Below are 14362 nucleotides of genomic sequence, written 5' to 3' on the forward strand. Positions count from 1 at the left end.
CTGATGCGTCTGCGTCACATTGAAGTGTTTCATGCTGTTTATACGACCGGGTCTATTACCAGCGCTGCGCGCATGTTGTATGTGTCGCAGCCGTCGGTAAGCAAAGTGCTGGCGCACGCAGAAAGCCAGCTGGGCTTTGCGCTGTTTGAACGTAACCGGGGCAAGTTAACCCCAACCGCTGAAGCCGACATGCTGTTTGATGAGGTGGACAAAATCTACCGGCAGCTTTTCACCGTCCGGCGCAAAGCAGAAAATATTCGTCAGCACCGCGCCGGTGTGGTGGATATCGCCGTAACACCGGCGCTGGGTTTTGAGCAGGTGCCAGACTCTATTGCCCGGTTTCGCCAGACTCATCCTGACGTTCAGTTTAAACTGCAGACTCTGCACAATGAAGCTGCCTTACAGTCATTGCTGGAAAGTCGCTGTTCGTTACTGATGCTGTATTCGTCACCGTCTATGCCCGGTGTAGCGGAAATTGATCTGGGCGAAAGCGAAATGGTGCTGCTATATCCGCGCAGTCAGTATCCGGGTATGCCACAGCGGATCCCATTGTCCGCTCTGGCCAGTATGGAGCTGATTGATATCTGGGACAGCGGTCCGCTGGGCGCGCTTATCTGGCAACAACTGGCAGAAGCGGGCATAGAGGTAACCAGCAGTTTACAGGTCGACACCTATTACATTGCGGCCAATCTGGTACGCAAGGGAATGGGCTGCTGTACCATTGATAAATACACCGCCAGTGCGCATTTATCGCCAGACCTGGCTATGGCAGCCTTTGACCCGCCGCTGACATTCACCATTAAAGGCCTGCATTTGCAAGATACGCCACTGCCAAGAGTTTGTCAGGATTTTATCGCCTTTTTTCAGCGCGAAACCGGGCGGATCGTCGGGGATCATCAGCCATAACCTTGGGTTATGGCCTTCCAACACTTTGATTCTTTAACAATATATAATGCCCAGTAGGATAGGGGGTATCTTTAATCGCAACACATGGATACTGCTATGGCTATTCAGGGACCCTATCTTCTTTTTGTCGGTGATGCGACCGATCCACTCAGCATTAAAATGGCGCAAAGCGCGGCCTACTGGACGCCACAAAACTGTGTTGGCGAATTTCGGTTGCCGGGCAATACCGCCTCTACCGGACTGTCGGCGCTAAGCATTGCCGAGGCGGCCAGTCAGGGGGCAAAAAGTTTTGTGCTGGGCTTTGCCAATAGCGGCGGGAATCTGGACGCAAGCTGGCATCCGTATATTGTGGCCGCACTGGAAGCCGGCATGGATGTGGTCAGTGGTTTACATGATCGTCTTACCGACATTCCGGATATCCGGCAAAAGGCTGACGAACTGGGGCGCCGCCTGATAGATATCCGTCATCCCACCACCCGGTTTAAAACCGGCAAAGGTATTAAGCGTAAGGGCAAGCGCCTGCTGACTGTGGGCACCGACTGCTCGGTAGGCAAAATGTTTACCTCTCTGGCAATTAGCCGGGAGCTGGCGGCTCGCGATGTTCCCTGTGATTTTCGGGCAACCGGCCAGTCAGGGATTCTGGTCAGTGGTGCCGGTGTTGCCGTAGACTGCGTAATATCAGATTTTATTTCAGGCGCGGTGGAAACCCTGTCACCCGATGCGGCTGATAACCACTGGGATATTATTGAAGGACAAGGCTCCTTATCTCATCCGGCCTTCGCCGGAGTCAGTCTTGGGCTTTTGCATGGCTCGCAGCCTGACGCCCTGGTGATATGTCATGCGATGGGCCGGGAGCATATGCGGGCACTGCCGCATCAACCGCAGCCTACCATTGCCCAGACCATTGAGCTAAACCTGTTACATGCCCGCCTGACGAACCCGGATGTAGTGGTTGCCGGTATTTCAGTGAATACTTCATCGGTGGATGAAGCTACCGCAAAAGAATATTGCGCCAGCCTGAGCGAACAGTTTGGCTTACCCTGTGTCGATCCTCATCGTCATGGTGTCAGTGCGATTGTGGATGCGCTGGTATGAGTGTAACGCTGAAGGTGTATCTGGAGCGCTTTGACCTGGCCAAAGTATTTCGTATATCCAGAGGCGCTAAAACCAGTGCACAGGTGGTGACTCTGGTATTGTGTGATGGTGAACATGCAGGCTGGGGAGAAGCTGTGCCATACGGGCGCTACGGTGAAACGCTGGACAGTGTCAGCGAGTCATTATGGGAATTGCAGGGGCAGATTAGCAGTATGGCGTCGGTACATCAGTTACTGGCTAAGCTACCTGCCGGTTCTGCCCGCAACGCACTGGATTGTGCTTTGTGGGATTTACAGGCAAAACAACAGCAAACCAGCGTTGCTGACATGCTGGCACTGCCTCAGGCAAAATCAGTGATCACAGCGCAAACCCTGAGTATTGATACACCACAGAATATGGCTGCCGCTGCCACAGAGCTGACGACCGCACCGCTGATAAAAATAAAGCTGGATGCTGAGCTGATTGTTGAGCGCATTGCTGCGGTTCATGAGGTCTGTCCGCATTCACAGTTTATTGTTGATGCCAACGAAGCATGGAATTTTCGCTTACTGGAATCGGTTACCGAATCGCTGGCCGGGATGAATGTGGTGCTGATTGAACAACCACTGCCAGCCGGTGAAGATGACGGGCTGATTGATATTGTGTCTGCGGTGCCATTATGTGCCGATGAGTCCTGCCATACCAGTGATAACCTCGAGTGGCTGGCTGAGCGGTATCAAGCGGTGAACATTAAACTGGATAAAACCGGTGGCCTGAGTGAAGCGGTGGCGCTGGCTAATAAGGCAAAATCACTGAACCTGCAAATTATGCTGGGATGTATGGTGGGCAGTTCACTGGCCATGGCACCGTCTTATTTACTCGGCCATATGGCGGACTATGTTGATTTGGACGGCCCACTACTGGTTGCACAGGATCGGGAGCAGGGCTTTAAGTTTGATAACGGTACAATGCTGTCCCACCCATCTCTGTTGTGGGGGCTGCCACAACCGGCCAATGCACTTGCCCGTTATCGCTGAATTTGACCAGGCACAAGGCGTCACGAAATAGCCGGTTAGCCGGCTATTTCAGCTTTTGATACAAATGCATGCGAGGTACTACCAGTTGCCAGTTGGCAGTGTGAGTCTGAGGTGGTTTACGCACATAATCCTTTAGCGTCGTGACCCTTGGCTTTTCGGTAAAACCGGTAAGGATAAAAGGAAGTCCTGCGCTATAACCGAGCATTTTGTTTTCTTTATCTCTTACCGAGCACTCAGGCCGCAGTTTAATCGGGCGGCGAACGCTGAGTTTTGGTTGCATGACCTCGCTCACTTTTTGAATATCCGCATCAAGCAGGGCGTACCATGACTCCCGGGTATGGTTGGCTGGAATCGTAGCGCGGGCCCGTTCCAGTTTGTCCAGCCAGTTCTGGCGCGTATCGGATTCTACTCTGGGGCGGCGCGACCAGTTAAAATAAAAGGCTTTGTAGTCACCGTTAAAATGATAGATTTTACGATAGGCCATGGTGGTGATGAGGTAGTTAAACCTGTCGTGCACCTCGAAAAATTTTTCATCCGGCCCGTCAAATTTCTGTACTTCCTGTTTAAATGCCTGTTTTGCCTGGTTCAGTGCTGTCAGCGTTGGCTCTACAATAGTAGCTGGACAGGACAGGGGAAGAATACCGGGATATTTCTGCACGAACCGTCGGCTCAGATCATTATTAAACACATACATATCCTGAAAAGCCTCGATACCGGTTTCAACCGCCTCTTCTCCCGTCAGTGTAGTCACTGGAATAACATCGTAATCGTCATCAATGATTTCCTGTTCTTCTTCTTTACTGATGCGGGGCAATGAATAAACCACCGCCTGGTCAGTCATCACATACTGACGAACCAGCTTAGTCAGGGCCTGAGTGTGGCTTTCTATTTCATTCATGTAGTAACGGAGTAGATTCATAACAATGTATTGATGTATACTGTTTGCATATACAGTACACCTAAACATACTGCTTTTCGACTTTTTCGCGACAAAAAGCCTGACAATACGGCGACTTATCACTTCTAAAATAATACCCAGCATTTATTACGGCACCATACCCTATAATGTAATTCAAGTTACGCCGCTACGCGGCGGGGTAGTCAGGAGCATCCGGCTAAAAGTTATCCAGCGCAGCTGTGCATTTTCCTCACTATGTGTTTGTTTTATAAACATAAGGTTCTCGCACGCTGGCTATTTGTCTCGCCGCATTGACGCTTTGCCGAAAACACAGCCCCTGACTCATGGGCTATATTGTAATGCCGCAGGATTATTGAGAATCTTGCCGGATTATTCATGCAATAGGACCAAAGGCGAGTGGAACAGCAATCAGATTTCGTAGGCACTGAAGAACTGTCAGCCACCAATAAGGGGCTAAACTGGTTACAGAAAAGCGCGACCCGTTATGACCTTATGTTTGATCAGGATGTGCTGGCTGTCGTTATGCCGACCTGGGAGGGTCGCTGGTTCTGGTACTGTCGTGGTGATCGCAGTAAAAAGATTCGGCAGGTAACCACACACGATGCACCGCAGGAAACTGTCGAAGAGGCTATGCAGGCGGCTGAGATGTATATTCGAAAAGCGCTGAAGCTAAAACCACCCAAAAGCACCAAACGTTAGTATTTATAAGATAAGTTATATTAACGCCAAATTAGCATTTTGATTAGCCTGAATCAGGTATGCTTTGAACTGGATTAACAGCAAAGAGGTGATGTGTGCACCTGACTAATACTGATTTTAATTATGGCTTTGTAGCCAAATGTTTTCACTGGCTCACAGCAGCGTTGTTTATAGGCTCTTACGTTACCGTTTATTTAAAAGACTGGCTGGCGGATACTTTTGGTGTAGAAGGTGGCCCGGTCATTCACATACATTTTGCCATTGGTGTGACAGTGGGTGGTCTGGTTTTGTTGCGAATTTTGTGGCGTCTGACTAACACGACGCCCAGAGAAGAGCCGGGTAATAAATTGATGCACCTGGCCGCTCACCTTGGGCATCTTGCTTTGTATGGCATAATGATTATCATGCCATTGACCGGGTATATGGGTACTGGTGCTGACACTCAATTTTTTGGCTTTTTTACTGTTCCAAAATTTGAAGATACCTGGCTGTTTGAAGTGCTTGTCAGCAATGGTATGGGCCTGACATTCAAAGAATTTGAAGCACCAGTAGATTTCATCCATAAACAAATTATGGGGGAATGGCTGGTATGGATGCTAATTGCAGGCCACGTTGCTGCTGCGCTCTATCATCACTTTATTCAAAAAGATCGTACATTGAAAAAAATGACCAGCGGCAAGCCATAAAAACCAGCAGGGTTAGTTAAACAAGGTTCTTATATAAGTATATTCGCGCTGCTGCAGAGCACCGGCAAATGTCAGATCGGTTTATGTATCGAGCTTGCTTTCGAGTCATAATATTTTTGTGTTGGCACTTGCGTCCAGATGATAGGGTTTGTGGGCCATATAATGTCAAAAAGTGACGTGCCTGTCTTTGATTGGGGAGTGTCAGTGTTCTGTCGTTGCCGCGCATTTAACTACATCACCGGTATTGAATATAACCGCACCTTTTCCTCTTTCCTGACAACAGGCCTGACCGTCTATAATGATCAGAACCTGCACGGTCGAATGCTTATCGCAGAGTCGGAAGCCTTCGTACCTTCTTTATGAAAGTAAGACACATTATAGTCTGCGCATTGGACAAGTACTGTCAGCAGGATTAAAAACAGAGTGAAAACCAACACTTGCATGTTATGCCTTGTTAATCTTTCACGACGATATCTACAATAACGCTGCTTTAACGATGAACAAGCGACATGTCGAAAGTGCCGGTAATGAGCCGACAGTTAAGACAGGGTAAAGCCGGGAAGTTATTTTGGACTAACAGAAAATTTAAACGGCCTCTGTTCAAGCTTAATTTACGTTTTAAATGTGCTCTTGCAAAAAGCTACTTTGTATCAGTACTCCGCACGTGCAGCGGAAAAGTGTCAAAGGTCACGCCATCATGGCCACCAACCATAAAATTTCGGATGTTCGCATGATCGTTACCTTGCGGATTCTCAAGCACATCGCGAGTGTAAAAACGGCCGAATAAAGCCAGAGTTTGGGATTTATCCAGCGCCAGATGACGGCCCAGTGCCAGTAACTTACATGAGCCATGGTTCTGGTCAGCATCATTAATCACGCTGCCATTCGTAAAGCGCGTCGGTGTAAACAAAAACTGAGTGTCAATCAGCGCTATTACATCATTAAATTCTATGTTCTGTGAGTTGCTTTTTATATCTTCAAGCAGTTCAGTGGTGTCACGGTAGCGCATTAAATTAACTCTCTTTTCTGATTAACTGGTTGCACACGTTCTGCCATAAAATCATCACTGACTTGCCTTTCGCTATTAAAAAAGGAATCCCACCCAGAGTAGGTCGAGCGCAAAAGAGCAGGGGAGAACGATAGATTGCTGTCTTTATGAAGCCCTTTTTGTTGTTTAATAATTTTCTTCATCGGGATACCTGTTTAAAAAATTGAACAAAATAAATCTAACGATTTCTGTTTTTGGCCAGCTTAGCCATTCCACCATGGCCCACATTGGCCTGTTGACTATAATGCCCTGGCATTTCAGGAGAATTCCAACCACCGGCCAACTGCATCTCGGGCAGTGTAGCACCATTTTCTGCCAACGACACGGCGCCGCCAACCCGACCACTGTGCGGTGTAATATTTTCTTTAATCCCGGCAAGATCGGCAATTCGTCGCCAAACCCTGTATATAGAAGAGTATTCCAGAATCGGTGAATGCTTGCCTTGCAAGCTTTCGTCATAAGGGAGCAGGGCATGTCCACGATTCGAAACCCGCCTGAATAGTATGCCATTATTCAACCGGCGGGGATCCGTGGTCTCACGTTCAGTTTGTCTGGCACGATTAAAATTAGCTTCACTGATATATTCATCAATCATCGCAACCGTACTGTTGGAGATATAGCGATAAGAACCCTTACCGGCTTGGTCAGCTTTAGAGGTAATAATAAGAAGTGCATTGTTGCGTTTGTTTATATGCTCCAGGCGTATTCGTACTAGTTCATCGGCACGTAGCAACGCATCAAACATCAGGTTGATAATAGCAAGATCTCGCATTTCCAGTAAGGTATCAGGAATTACGGCATCATTGATTTTTTCCAGAATATCCAGTGTCAGCGGTACTGCCTGGTGGCTGCTCAGCTGATACTTTTCATTTTCTGCCAAACTCAGCTTTATAAAATCTTTCAGATACACCGACTGCACAATCGGATTAGGCAACTGAGCAATTCCCAGAAACTTACTTAATGCGCTGAGCCTGCGTTTTATGGTTCTGTAGGCAAGGGGACTTTGACAAAGCACTTCCACATAGCGCTTTACGCAATGCTCATTATCCTGCATCGAATCAGTGAAACCAGGCAGATTTTCCTGGTCGCAGAATATCGCAAATTCATTGAAATCACTCACATAAGCACGCTGCGTATTGCGGGGTAACTTTGTAAATATATCGTTAAAATAGCGGCTGACCGCTTCTTTATATACGGTTACAAAGCCATGCTGAGAGGAGATTAAAGCGCTGGTCATAAACTCTATAAAACTTGTATCTTATTGATTAATAATAACATTATAAGGGTTTTGGCGCATCGTAAATCTATCTCTTTATTCATCACGCATGATAATTCCAGTTATCTTGCGTGATGAATAAAACCGACTAATAGCGTCCTTTTTGACCATTATTTACGATCGTCTTTTCCACTTTACGGTTCTTTAAGAACACCGAAGTGCCCTTTTTACCAAGACTGTATAAGTATACAGTATATGGTGATTTACTCAATTTATGTCGATACTGTTGAATACAAAACAAGCGGGAAGGCGTATTAACTGTGATTATTGGCCCATCACCACAGCATCATTTTGCCTTTGCAGCTGACTAAATTTCATAAGAATGAGCAAAAATAGCGCTATTATCACAGCGCGCTACGTAAAATATTCAGGCCTGTGACCCGAAATCTTTATCAGATTTCACGTAGCGTTGCCTGAAATTCAAACAGAAAGATGCCAAAGTCAGCAAGCAATTTCTAAACGAGTGTTGATGAAACCTGAATTGGCTAAGCGTACTCTGACTGAACCGTCATTTGGGAGTTTCACTGGTGGATTTGAATCAGCAATTTGTCCGGCGACTTGCGATATATTTAATCCAATATTGCGACTACCATATCAATAACCAAATCTGAGATTTCGCGAGCTAATTATCTTTGTTGTTAACCATGCTTTATAAGCAGAGATAACCTGATTAGGAATACGATTTATATTTTTGACTATGACTCTTTGCGAATATTGTTCAGCTTCTGTCGTCATTTGATTTCACGAGCATCGTTAAACTAAACCAACAACCAGTTAGTTTATCAGGCATGGCTGATGACACTTTTTGCACAAAAGACGGTAACTTTTCAGCGCGGCTCTACGTAAAATCTGACTAGCCATACCTCGCAAAACTCCTCAGATTTTACGTACGACACGATTTTAAATTGGTAATATTTGTCTATTTTTAACGCAAATTTGCCAGCCAGCTTATATATGTAATAAACAACTGAGTAGCTTAATTCTGAGGTCGATGACAAAACCTAAGTGACTGGGTTATCTCATACCGGTTGCCGAACACGACCAATACCAGCAACGCTTTATATTACTATTTATCTGCGGCTGTTTATGGACAGGCACAACTTTGCTTCGTTAGCCGGCCTGGCTAGTGAGCAACTTGCGGTGCGTTAACACGTGGATTGCCAATGCGGACAGGCACGCTGTAAAAGCGTTAATCTGCAGATATTGCTATAGAGTCGGGAAGCAGCCCTGACTAACATGATATAATACATAAATACTCTATTTAACATAATATACATTATGCGCAATTATATATGTTGCGATATCAGATAGTTACACGCGTCACTTTTGGCGGCCTGATTTTATGGCTTTACGCACTGGTATCTGGCGGCCTGCGCTCCCGTTGGTGCTCGCCGCCAGATACCGTGCTTTTAATCGTTCAGATGACTGAGCACCCGGTCGATTTGGTGTTGGCATAAGTCTGGCGATACCCGTTCATCATCGGGCATCATGTCTGGCAGTAAGTTATGCTGTATATACAGATGGTTTTAGTTACAGCGCCTTTAGTACCATACTCATACATAAAATTTGATGACCTTAGTTAATTACTTTAAAACCTGAAAATACCAGACGGCTACTGGAACTTCAGATTTTATTTTCTATGTTGACTGCATGCTAAAATCAGGCTCATCTTTTTACCAATTATTCTTTTACTTTTTCAACTTGATAAGTCGACGCATAAATATCAGCAAGTTTTCTTTTCATTTTCTCATCTCTGAAGTCTTTAATAAAAACATCAGATTTTCCGAGGTTACAAATGTTGCAAAGAATCTGTAGATTATAAAATTCCAGCTCAAGTTCAGGATATTTGCTGACAGGATAAATATGATCAACTTCCAGCTTAACGCCATCTAAGAAACCTGCACCGCAACATGAACAAGCATTTCCGTACTTATCGAAAACTTTAAATCTGAGCCGTTGCCAGCTTTTAGAATCGGCAATCCTTTGTTTGGTTTTTGGGACAGTGATTTCATTGGCGTCTGTGAAGGTTTGCACTTGCCTGCCTGGAGATATCAGCGTGACCAGCTTCAAGTTATCTTGATCATAGTCTGACAGAAATGAATAAATGGCCCTTAACGCACTATTTTCTCTTTTGTATTTTTTAAACCGTTTTACGCCGGTTGCTCTCATCGTTGCAATATAAATAACCGTTCTCCTTTTTAAAGCTCACTGACATCAGTGTGAGGCTTCCATTTCCTGTATTCCTGCTTATTTATCACCAATTGGAAAAAAGTTTCCAATTATCTTATCTCTATTTATCACCATAAAGCATGATTTACTGGCGTCGGTCGATCTTTTTAGCGTGTTGCGGTTATATATTTCATGTGCAAATTTTAAGGATCAACGTGATGCTTCATCTGAGAACCAAAGATAAAAGTCTGGCCGGAAAAATTGTTGGCCGGTTTGTTAAGTCGAAAGCAGAGAAAAACAAACAGGCTCTGCTGGAATCTAAGTACTTAAGTGCATTGACCAAGCCTGTGGCAGTGACCGCTATCACTGCATCTGCCTATGCGGCAACCACGTTGGTGGATGCGCCCAAGACCCAGAAATTTTTAAAGCGTGCGGCACTCAGTGCTGCTTTGGCTGGCGGTGCCAATGCTATTTTAAAACGGCTGATTGGTAAAAAACGGCCCCGAGCGATTCGTGGCCCTGACTTTAAAGGCCCAACGCTGAAAGACAAATTCAATGCAATGCCGTCTGGCCATGCGGCCGCCATGGCTGCAGTAGCAGGCAGTATTCCGAAAAGCTCAGGCCCCTTAGTGCTTGCATCAGCAGCTGGATATGCCGCCACCGCGTTAATAGGAAAAAGCCGGACTGACCGGGATGCTCATTACAAATCGGATGTTATGGTGGGCAGTTGTCTGGGGTTTGCCGCGGCCTATCTGGTTTCTAAAGTCAGCTCCCCTGCTCCGCCCTATAAAAAATAGCCTGAGGCTATTTCAGGTCAGCCTGCACATTTATCTACTGGCATATTGGCCGGGCTGACCATTTTAGTTTCCGAATTATGGACCGGCACATCTACTTTGCCACTGGCAATCACATCCCCCTGTTGCCAGAGTTTCCATTCCCCGCGCTCATAAATATCCCACTGCTCATCGTTGGTCAGGGGTTCTGTGGCTATAATACTGACCACGTCATTAGGTGTGGTTTCGCTGGCAAAGTCTATTTCCACCTCAACATCTTTCAGGCAGGCCGGACCAAATGGCGCACGCCGTGTAATACTGGCCAGTTTGGTACTACAAAACGTGAACAGCCAGTCGCCGTTACTTAATAAGCAGTTAAATACGCCTTGCTGCGCATACTCCTGACTCAGGGTGACCAGAGTCTGGGCCAGCTGTTGTGGCATGGCATCACGAGGCAGATTTTGTCTTAGCTGGTTGAGTAAGTCGCAAAACAGTTCCTCGCTGTCGGTATCACCGATAGCTTCATAAATCCCTGTGCGACGCGTAAACCCCGGAATCTGACCATTATGAGCAAATACCCAGTTACGTCCCCATAATTCACGGGTAAAAGGATGCGTATTCGACAGATTGATGTTACCTACATTAGCCTGGCGTATATGGCAGATTGCGGTTTTACTCTTGATCGGCAGGCGGGCGACAAATTCTGCTATCTTTGAAGTGGAACAAGGCTCTGGATCATGAAACTGACGTACGCCCTTCCCTTCATAAAATGCGACGCCCCAGCCATCTTTGTGCGGCCCGGTTTCACCACCACGGCGGGTCAGGCCAGTAAAACTGAAACATAAATCGGTGGGTGTGTTGGCACTCATGCCTAATAATTCACACACGATGCGGCTCCTTGTACTGCAGGTCTGTTAGCAGAATACCCAAGGCTCGCATCGGGTTCAACAAGACATCAAAAAAGAACTGATACCAAATGTTATCAGCCCCTGGAGTTGCAGATTTACTGAGGCAAGGCGACTTTATAAACTTCAAATGACATTTTACTGACATCGGCACCGGCATCCTGAATTTTACTATTGGTATAGTAAAGCTCGCCATTATGGATACTGAAAGTATCTGCCCAGCTAACCGCCTGGCCACTCACCAGCGTGCGCAAGTCCATGCTTGGTGTGAGATACTGCACCAGCTGTTTTTCAAGATCGGCCAGATATACGTTGCCTTCATGATAAATCATACCGTCAGGTGCGCCGGTTTTCGCAACTTTACGCACCGATTTGGCAATGCTGTCATTAGCACCAGGCTGAATATCTGCGGTGTTGATGGCATACAGGCTGTAACCAGATAAAGCGTGAAAATACAGCGTATTATTTACAGTATCCAGGGCGATGCCGTCTGACTGAACCTGCATGGTAAACGGCTTACCTTCAATGCTTAATTGATCAACTTCGGCTTTGGTATAAACATGGTTATCCAGAATACGGTAGCTGGAGTCGTCATCCAGGTTGTATACCACTAAGCCGGCATGGGCAGAATCAGTCATATAAATGCGATTGGTTTTATCATCAACCCGTAAATCATTGATGTATGAATCGCTATGATAAGCCTGTTCGCTGAGTTTAAGGACCTTTTCAATCTGATTTGAGTTAAGGTCAATTACGAACAACCGTGGTGCATCCTGCACTTTTTGAAAACGGGGATTGCGGGTATCCAGCACGTACAGTTTGTCGGCGTGAGCAACTACCGACTGCACGGCTAAAAAGCAGTCGTCTTTAACCTGTGCGCTGGCCACACAGGCATTTACCTGCGTGTTAGGATAAGGTTCAAACTTGCCATCTTTAGTGACTTTAGCCACAGCAAACGGCACATTTTCACGCCAGTTAGGCGCATTAACAAAAACATCACCATTACCGCTGACGGTGACGCCGGTAATTTGTGTCCCATCTATCTGGGCTACTTTGTACGGTTCTGCTGCGTGTATTGTCGTTGCTACTGTGGCTGTCATTAGCGCAGCCAGGGCTTTTTCTTTTAATGTCATCAAAGGTTCACGTTCACTGATTAATGAAGCTGTTACGCAGTATCGTGACCACTGGTTTAATGCTGTGGTGACGATTTGTTACGATTTCCGGCGCAACGTTTTGAGCAGTAACGGACATTTTCCCAGTCACGCGCCCATTTTTTGCGCCAGGTAAAAGGCCGGCCGCACACCACACAGGTTTTTTGTGGCAGCTCAGACTTCTTCATTATTAGTGATCTTTGTTAAAAATTTTTGACCGTCGGAGCGCATTGTCTCAATTTTTTGTGCATCCATCCGGTCGTAACTTTTATAAACCAGCCCCATGCGCGGATTCTTTCTTAATTTATCCTGATGGGCATCTAAAAAGCGCCAGTACAAATAGTTAAACGGGCAGGCTTTTTCGCCAGTTTTCTTACTTACGCTATAGCCACAATTCTTGCAGTAATCCGACATTTTATTGATGTAACTGCCGCTCGCTACATAGGGCTTGCTGGCCAGATTACCGCCATCGGCAAACAGAATCATGCCTGCTACATTGGGTAGCTCCACCCACTCATACGCATCGGCATACACCAGCAGATACCATTGCTGTACCTGTTCGGGCGACAATTCACACAGTAGCGAGAAATTTCCCAGTACCATCAGGCGCTGGATGTGATGAGCATAAGCATGATTCTTGGTATCGGTAATGCACTGACGCATACAGTTCATATTGGTATAACCATCCCAGAAGAATTCCGGCAGGTTACGGGTTGCGCCGAAGTAATTGTCAGATTGCAGGCCGGGCATGTAGTGCCAGTAAAAACCGCGCACAAATTCGCGCCAGCCAAGTATTTGGCGGATAAACCCTTCGACCGAATTTAACGGCGCGCTACCGCTGTGGTAGGCCAACTCTGCCTGTTCCACCACTTCCTGTGGGCTGAGTAGCCCGCAGTTGATGTAAAACGACAAGTGAGAATGAAACAACCAGGGCGCATTGTTGCGCATGGCATCCTGATAACGTCCAAAGTCCGGCAAGCGCTCGTCAATAAATGTGTTGAGGACTTCCAGAGCCTGCTGCCGTGTCACCGCATAATGAAACTCGTCAATATCACCAAAATGATCAGAAAATTCTGTTTTTACCAACTCAATCACCTCAAGGGTGATGTCGTCAGGCTCAAACATACTGGGTGATGGTGGCTGAACAGACGCCGGTAACGACTCCCGGTTTTTCGCGTCAAAATTCCACTGCCCGCCTATCGGACCACCGTCCTGCATCAGTATGCCAGTTTTTTTACGCATTTCCCGGTAGAAAAACTCCATGCGCAGGGATTTTCTGCCTTCGGCCCATTCACTGAATTCTGTCGGTGTGGCATAAAACCGTGTGTCCTGGTTGATTGTAACGGGCTTACCCAGCTGATGCTCCCATTGCTGCATGCTTTTCATCAGCCGGTACTCACCAGGCGCCGTGGTAACCACGTTATCCAGTTTAAGCTCATCGAGCGCCCGCTTCACCTCGCCCAGTAAGCTCCCCTGGTTGTCTTTGTCGTCGTAATACCGGTAGCGTACCGTGTAGCCCTGCGACTGCAACTCCTGCGCAAAGTGGCGCATGGCCGAAAACAAAAAGGCGATCTTCTTTTTATGGTGCTTTACGTAAGTGGCCTCTTCGCGCACTTCGGCCAGTAAAATAATATCGCGGGATTTAACCGCATCGGTGATAGCTGGCAGGTCATCGGTTAGCTGGTCACCCAGAATCAGTCGCAGAGTACCTGACATTGG

15 protein-coding genes are annotated in these 14362 nt (G+C 46.7%); 6 read left to right on the top strand and 9 right to left on the bottom strand.

Features of this window, described 5'->3' with window-relative positions; genetic code table 11:
- Nucleotides 1-3 precede the first annotated feature (3 nt).
- From EZV72_RS08895 to dgcA, 3 genes are all read left to right on the top strand, one after another.
- Complete coding sequence (locus tag EZV72_RS08895; protein WP_137166910.1) at nucleotides 4-906, top strand: LysR family transcriptional regulator; 903 nt, start codon at nucleotides 4-6, stop codon at nucleotides 904-906.
- Between the two features lie 96 nt (nucleotides 907-1002).
- The gene (gene dgcN, locus EZV72_RS08900; protein WP_137166911.1) at nucleotides 1003-2001 is read left to right on the top strand and encodes an N-acetyltransferase DgcN; all 999 of its coding nucleotides are present in this window, start codon (nucleotides 1003-1005) and stop codon (nucleotides 1999-2001) included.
- Nucleotides 1998-3017 (top strand): N-acetyl-D-Glu racemase DgcA, encoded by a 1020-nt coding sequence (gene dgcA, locus EZV72_RS08905; protein WP_137166912.1) that lies wholly within the window; start codon nucleotides 1998-2000, stop codon nucleotides 3015-3017. The genes dgcN and dgcA overlap by 4 nt, the downstream gene beginning before the upstream one ends.
- Nucleotides 3018-3060: 43 nt before the next feature.
- On the opposite strand, the gene EZV72_RS08910 is transcribed toward dgcA, so the two are convergent.
- A complete protein-coding gene (locus EZV72_RS08910; RefSeq protein WP_175405079.1) occupies nucleotides 3061-3936 on the bottom strand; it encodes a DNA replication terminus site-binding protein in 876 nt (291 codons plus the stop codon).
- A 396-nt stretch (nucleotides 3937-4332) separates the two neighbouring features.
- Between EZV72_RS08910 and EZV72_RS08915 the strand changes: the two genes are divergently transcribed.
- Both EZV72_RS08915 and EZV72_RS08920 read left to right on the top strand, forming a co-directional pair.
- Nucleotides 4333-4635 carry a hypothetical protein gene (locus EZV72_RS08915; protein ID WP_137166914.1) on the top strand — a complete coding sequence of 101 codons (303 nt, stop codon included), beginning with the start codon at nucleotides 4333-4335 and terminating at the stop codon, nucleotides 4633-4635.
- 95 nt (nucleotides 4636-4730) lie between these two features.
- Nucleotides 4731-5321, top strand: coding sequence for a cytochrome b (locus EZV72_RS08920; RefSeq protein ID WP_137166915.1), 591 nt, complete (start codon nucleotides 4731-4733; stop codon nucleotides 5319-5321).
- A 640-nt stretch (nucleotides 5322-5961) separates the two neighbouring features.
- On the opposite strand, the gene EZV72_RS08925 is transcribed toward EZV72_RS08920, so the two are convergent.
- The 4 genes from EZV72_RS08925 to EZV72_RS08940 form a co-directional block, all read right to left on the bottom strand.
- The gene (locus EZV72_RS08925) at nucleotides 5962-6330 is read right to left on the bottom strand and encodes a HopJ type III effector protein (protein WP_137166916.1); all 369 of its coding nucleotides are present in this window, start codon (nucleotides 6328-6330) and stop codon (nucleotides 5962-5964) included.
- Nucleotides 6330-6512, bottom strand: a complete 183-nt coding sequence (locus EZV72_RS08930; RefSeq protein WP_137166917.1) for an AbrB/MazE/SpoVT family DNA-binding domain-containing protein — start codon at nucleotides 6510-6512, stop codon at nucleotides 6330-6332. Before EZV72_RS08930 ends, EZV72_RS08925 begins: the two co-directional genes overlap by 1 nt.
- A 35-nt stretch (nucleotides 6513-6547) precedes the next feature.
- Entirely contained in the window at nucleotides 6548-7606 is a 1059-nt protein-coding gene (locus EZV72_RS08935; RefSeq protein WP_137166918.1) for a tyrosine-type recombinase/integrase, read from the bottom strand.
- Between the two features lie 1719 nt (nucleotides 7607-9325).
- Nucleotides 9326-9814, bottom strand: coding sequence for an HNH endonuclease (locus EZV72_RS08940; RefSeq protein WP_137166919.1), 489 nt, complete (start codon nucleotides 9812-9814; stop codon nucleotides 9326-9328).
- 218 nt (nucleotides 9815-10032) lie between these two features.
- Between EZV72_RS08940 and EZV72_RS08945 the strand changes: the two genes are divergently transcribed.
- Nucleotides 10033-10611, top strand: a complete 579-nt coding sequence (locus EZV72_RS08945) for a phosphatase PAP2 family protein (RefSeq protein WP_137166920.1) — start codon at nucleotides 10033-10035, stop codon at nucleotides 10609-10611.
- Nucleotides 10612-10628: 17 nt separating this feature from the next.
- On the opposite strand, the gene EZV72_RS08950 is transcribed toward EZV72_RS08945, so the two are convergent.
- The 4 genes from EZV72_RS08950 to EZV72_RS08965 form a co-directional block, all read right to left on the bottom strand.
- Entirely contained in the window at nucleotides 10629-11474 is an 846-nt protein-coding gene (locus EZV72_RS08950; RefSeq protein ID WP_137166921.1) for a class II glutamine amidotransferase, read from the bottom strand.
- A 116-nt stretch (nucleotides 11475-11590) separates the two neighbouring features.
- On the bottom strand, nucleotides 11591-12625 hold the full coding sequence (locus tag EZV72_RS08955) for an L-dopachrome tautomerase-related protein (RefSeq protein ID WP_137166922.1): 1035 nt from the start codon (nucleotides 12623-12625) through the stop codon (nucleotides 11591-11593).
- Nucleotides 12626-12681: 56 nt separating this feature from the next.
- Nucleotides 12682-12831 (bottom strand): DUF2256 domain-containing protein, encoded by a 150-nt coding sequence (locus EZV72_RS08960; RefSeq protein WP_137166923.1) that lies wholly within the window; start codon nucleotides 12829-12831, stop codon nucleotides 12682-12684.
- Nucleotides 12818-14359, bottom strand: coding sequence for a cryptochrome/photolyase family protein (locus EZV72_RS08965; protein ID WP_137166924.1), 1542 nt, complete (start codon nucleotides 14357-14359; stop codon nucleotides 12818-12820). The genes EZV72_RS08960 and EZV72_RS08965 overlap by 14 nt, the downstream gene beginning before the upstream one ends.
- Nucleotides 14360-14362: the final 3 nt, after the last annotated feature.

The sequence above is a fragment of the Salinimonas lutimaris genome (assembly GCF_005222225.1).
GTDB classification, from domain to species: domain Bacteria; phylum Pseudomonadota; class Gammaproteobacteria; order Enterobacterales; family Alteromonadaceae; genus Alteromonas; species Alteromonas lutimaris.

What these genes read in the sequence shown, in the direction of transcription:
- dgcA (WP_137166912.1), top strand. Translation starts at nt 1,998, where the DNA reads ATGAGTGTAACGCTGAAGGTGTATCTGGAGCGCTTTGACCTGGCCAAA.
- dgcN (WP_137166911.1), top strand. Translation starts at nt 1,003, where the DNA reads ATGGCTATTCAGGGACCCTATCTTCTTTTTGTCGGTGATGCGACCGAT.
- EZV72_RS08965 (WP_137166924.1), bottom strand. Translation starts at nt 14,359, where the DNA reads ATGTCAGGTACTCTGCGACTGATTCTGGGTGACCAGCTAACCGATGAC.
- EZV72_RS08960 (WP_137166923.1), bottom strand. Translation starts at nt 12,831, where the DNA reads ATGAAGAAGTCTGAGCTGCCACAAAAAACCTGTGTGGTGTGCGGCCGG.
- EZV72_RS08910 (WP_175405079.1), bottom strand. Translation starts at nt 3,936, where the DNA reads ATGAATCTACTCCGTTACTACATGAATGAAATAGAAAGCCACACTCAG.
- EZV72_RS08935 (WP_137166918.1), bottom strand. Translation starts at nt 7,606, where the DNA reads ATGACCAGCGCTTTAATCTCCTCTCAGCATGGCTTTGTAACCGTATAT.
- EZV72_RS08895 (WP_137166910.1), top strand. Translation starts at nt 4, where the DNA reads ATGCGTCTGCGTCACATTGAAGTGTTTCATGCTGTTTATACGACCGGG.
- EZV72_RS08940 (WP_137166919.1), bottom strand. Translation starts at nt 9,814, where the DNA reads ATGAGAGCAACCGGCGTAAAACGGTTTAAAAAATACAAAAGAGAAAAT.
- EZV72_RS08955 (WP_137166922.1), bottom strand. Translation starts at nt 12,625, where the DNA reads ATGACATTAAAAGAAAAAGCCCTGGCTGCGCTAATGACAGCCACAGTA.
- EZV72_RS08945 (WP_137166920.1), top strand. Translation starts at nt 10,033, where the DNA reads ATGCTTCATCTGAGAACCAAAGATAAAAGTCTGGCCGGAAAAATTGTT.
- EZV72_RS08925 (WP_137166916.1), bottom strand. Translation starts at nt 6,330, where the DNA reads ATGCGCTACCGTGACACCACTGAACTGCTTGAAGATATAAAAAGCAAC.
- EZV72_RS08930 (WP_137166917.1), bottom strand. Translation starts at nt 6,512, where the DNA reads ATGAAGAAAATTATTAAACAACAAAAAGGGCTTCATAAAGACAGCAAT.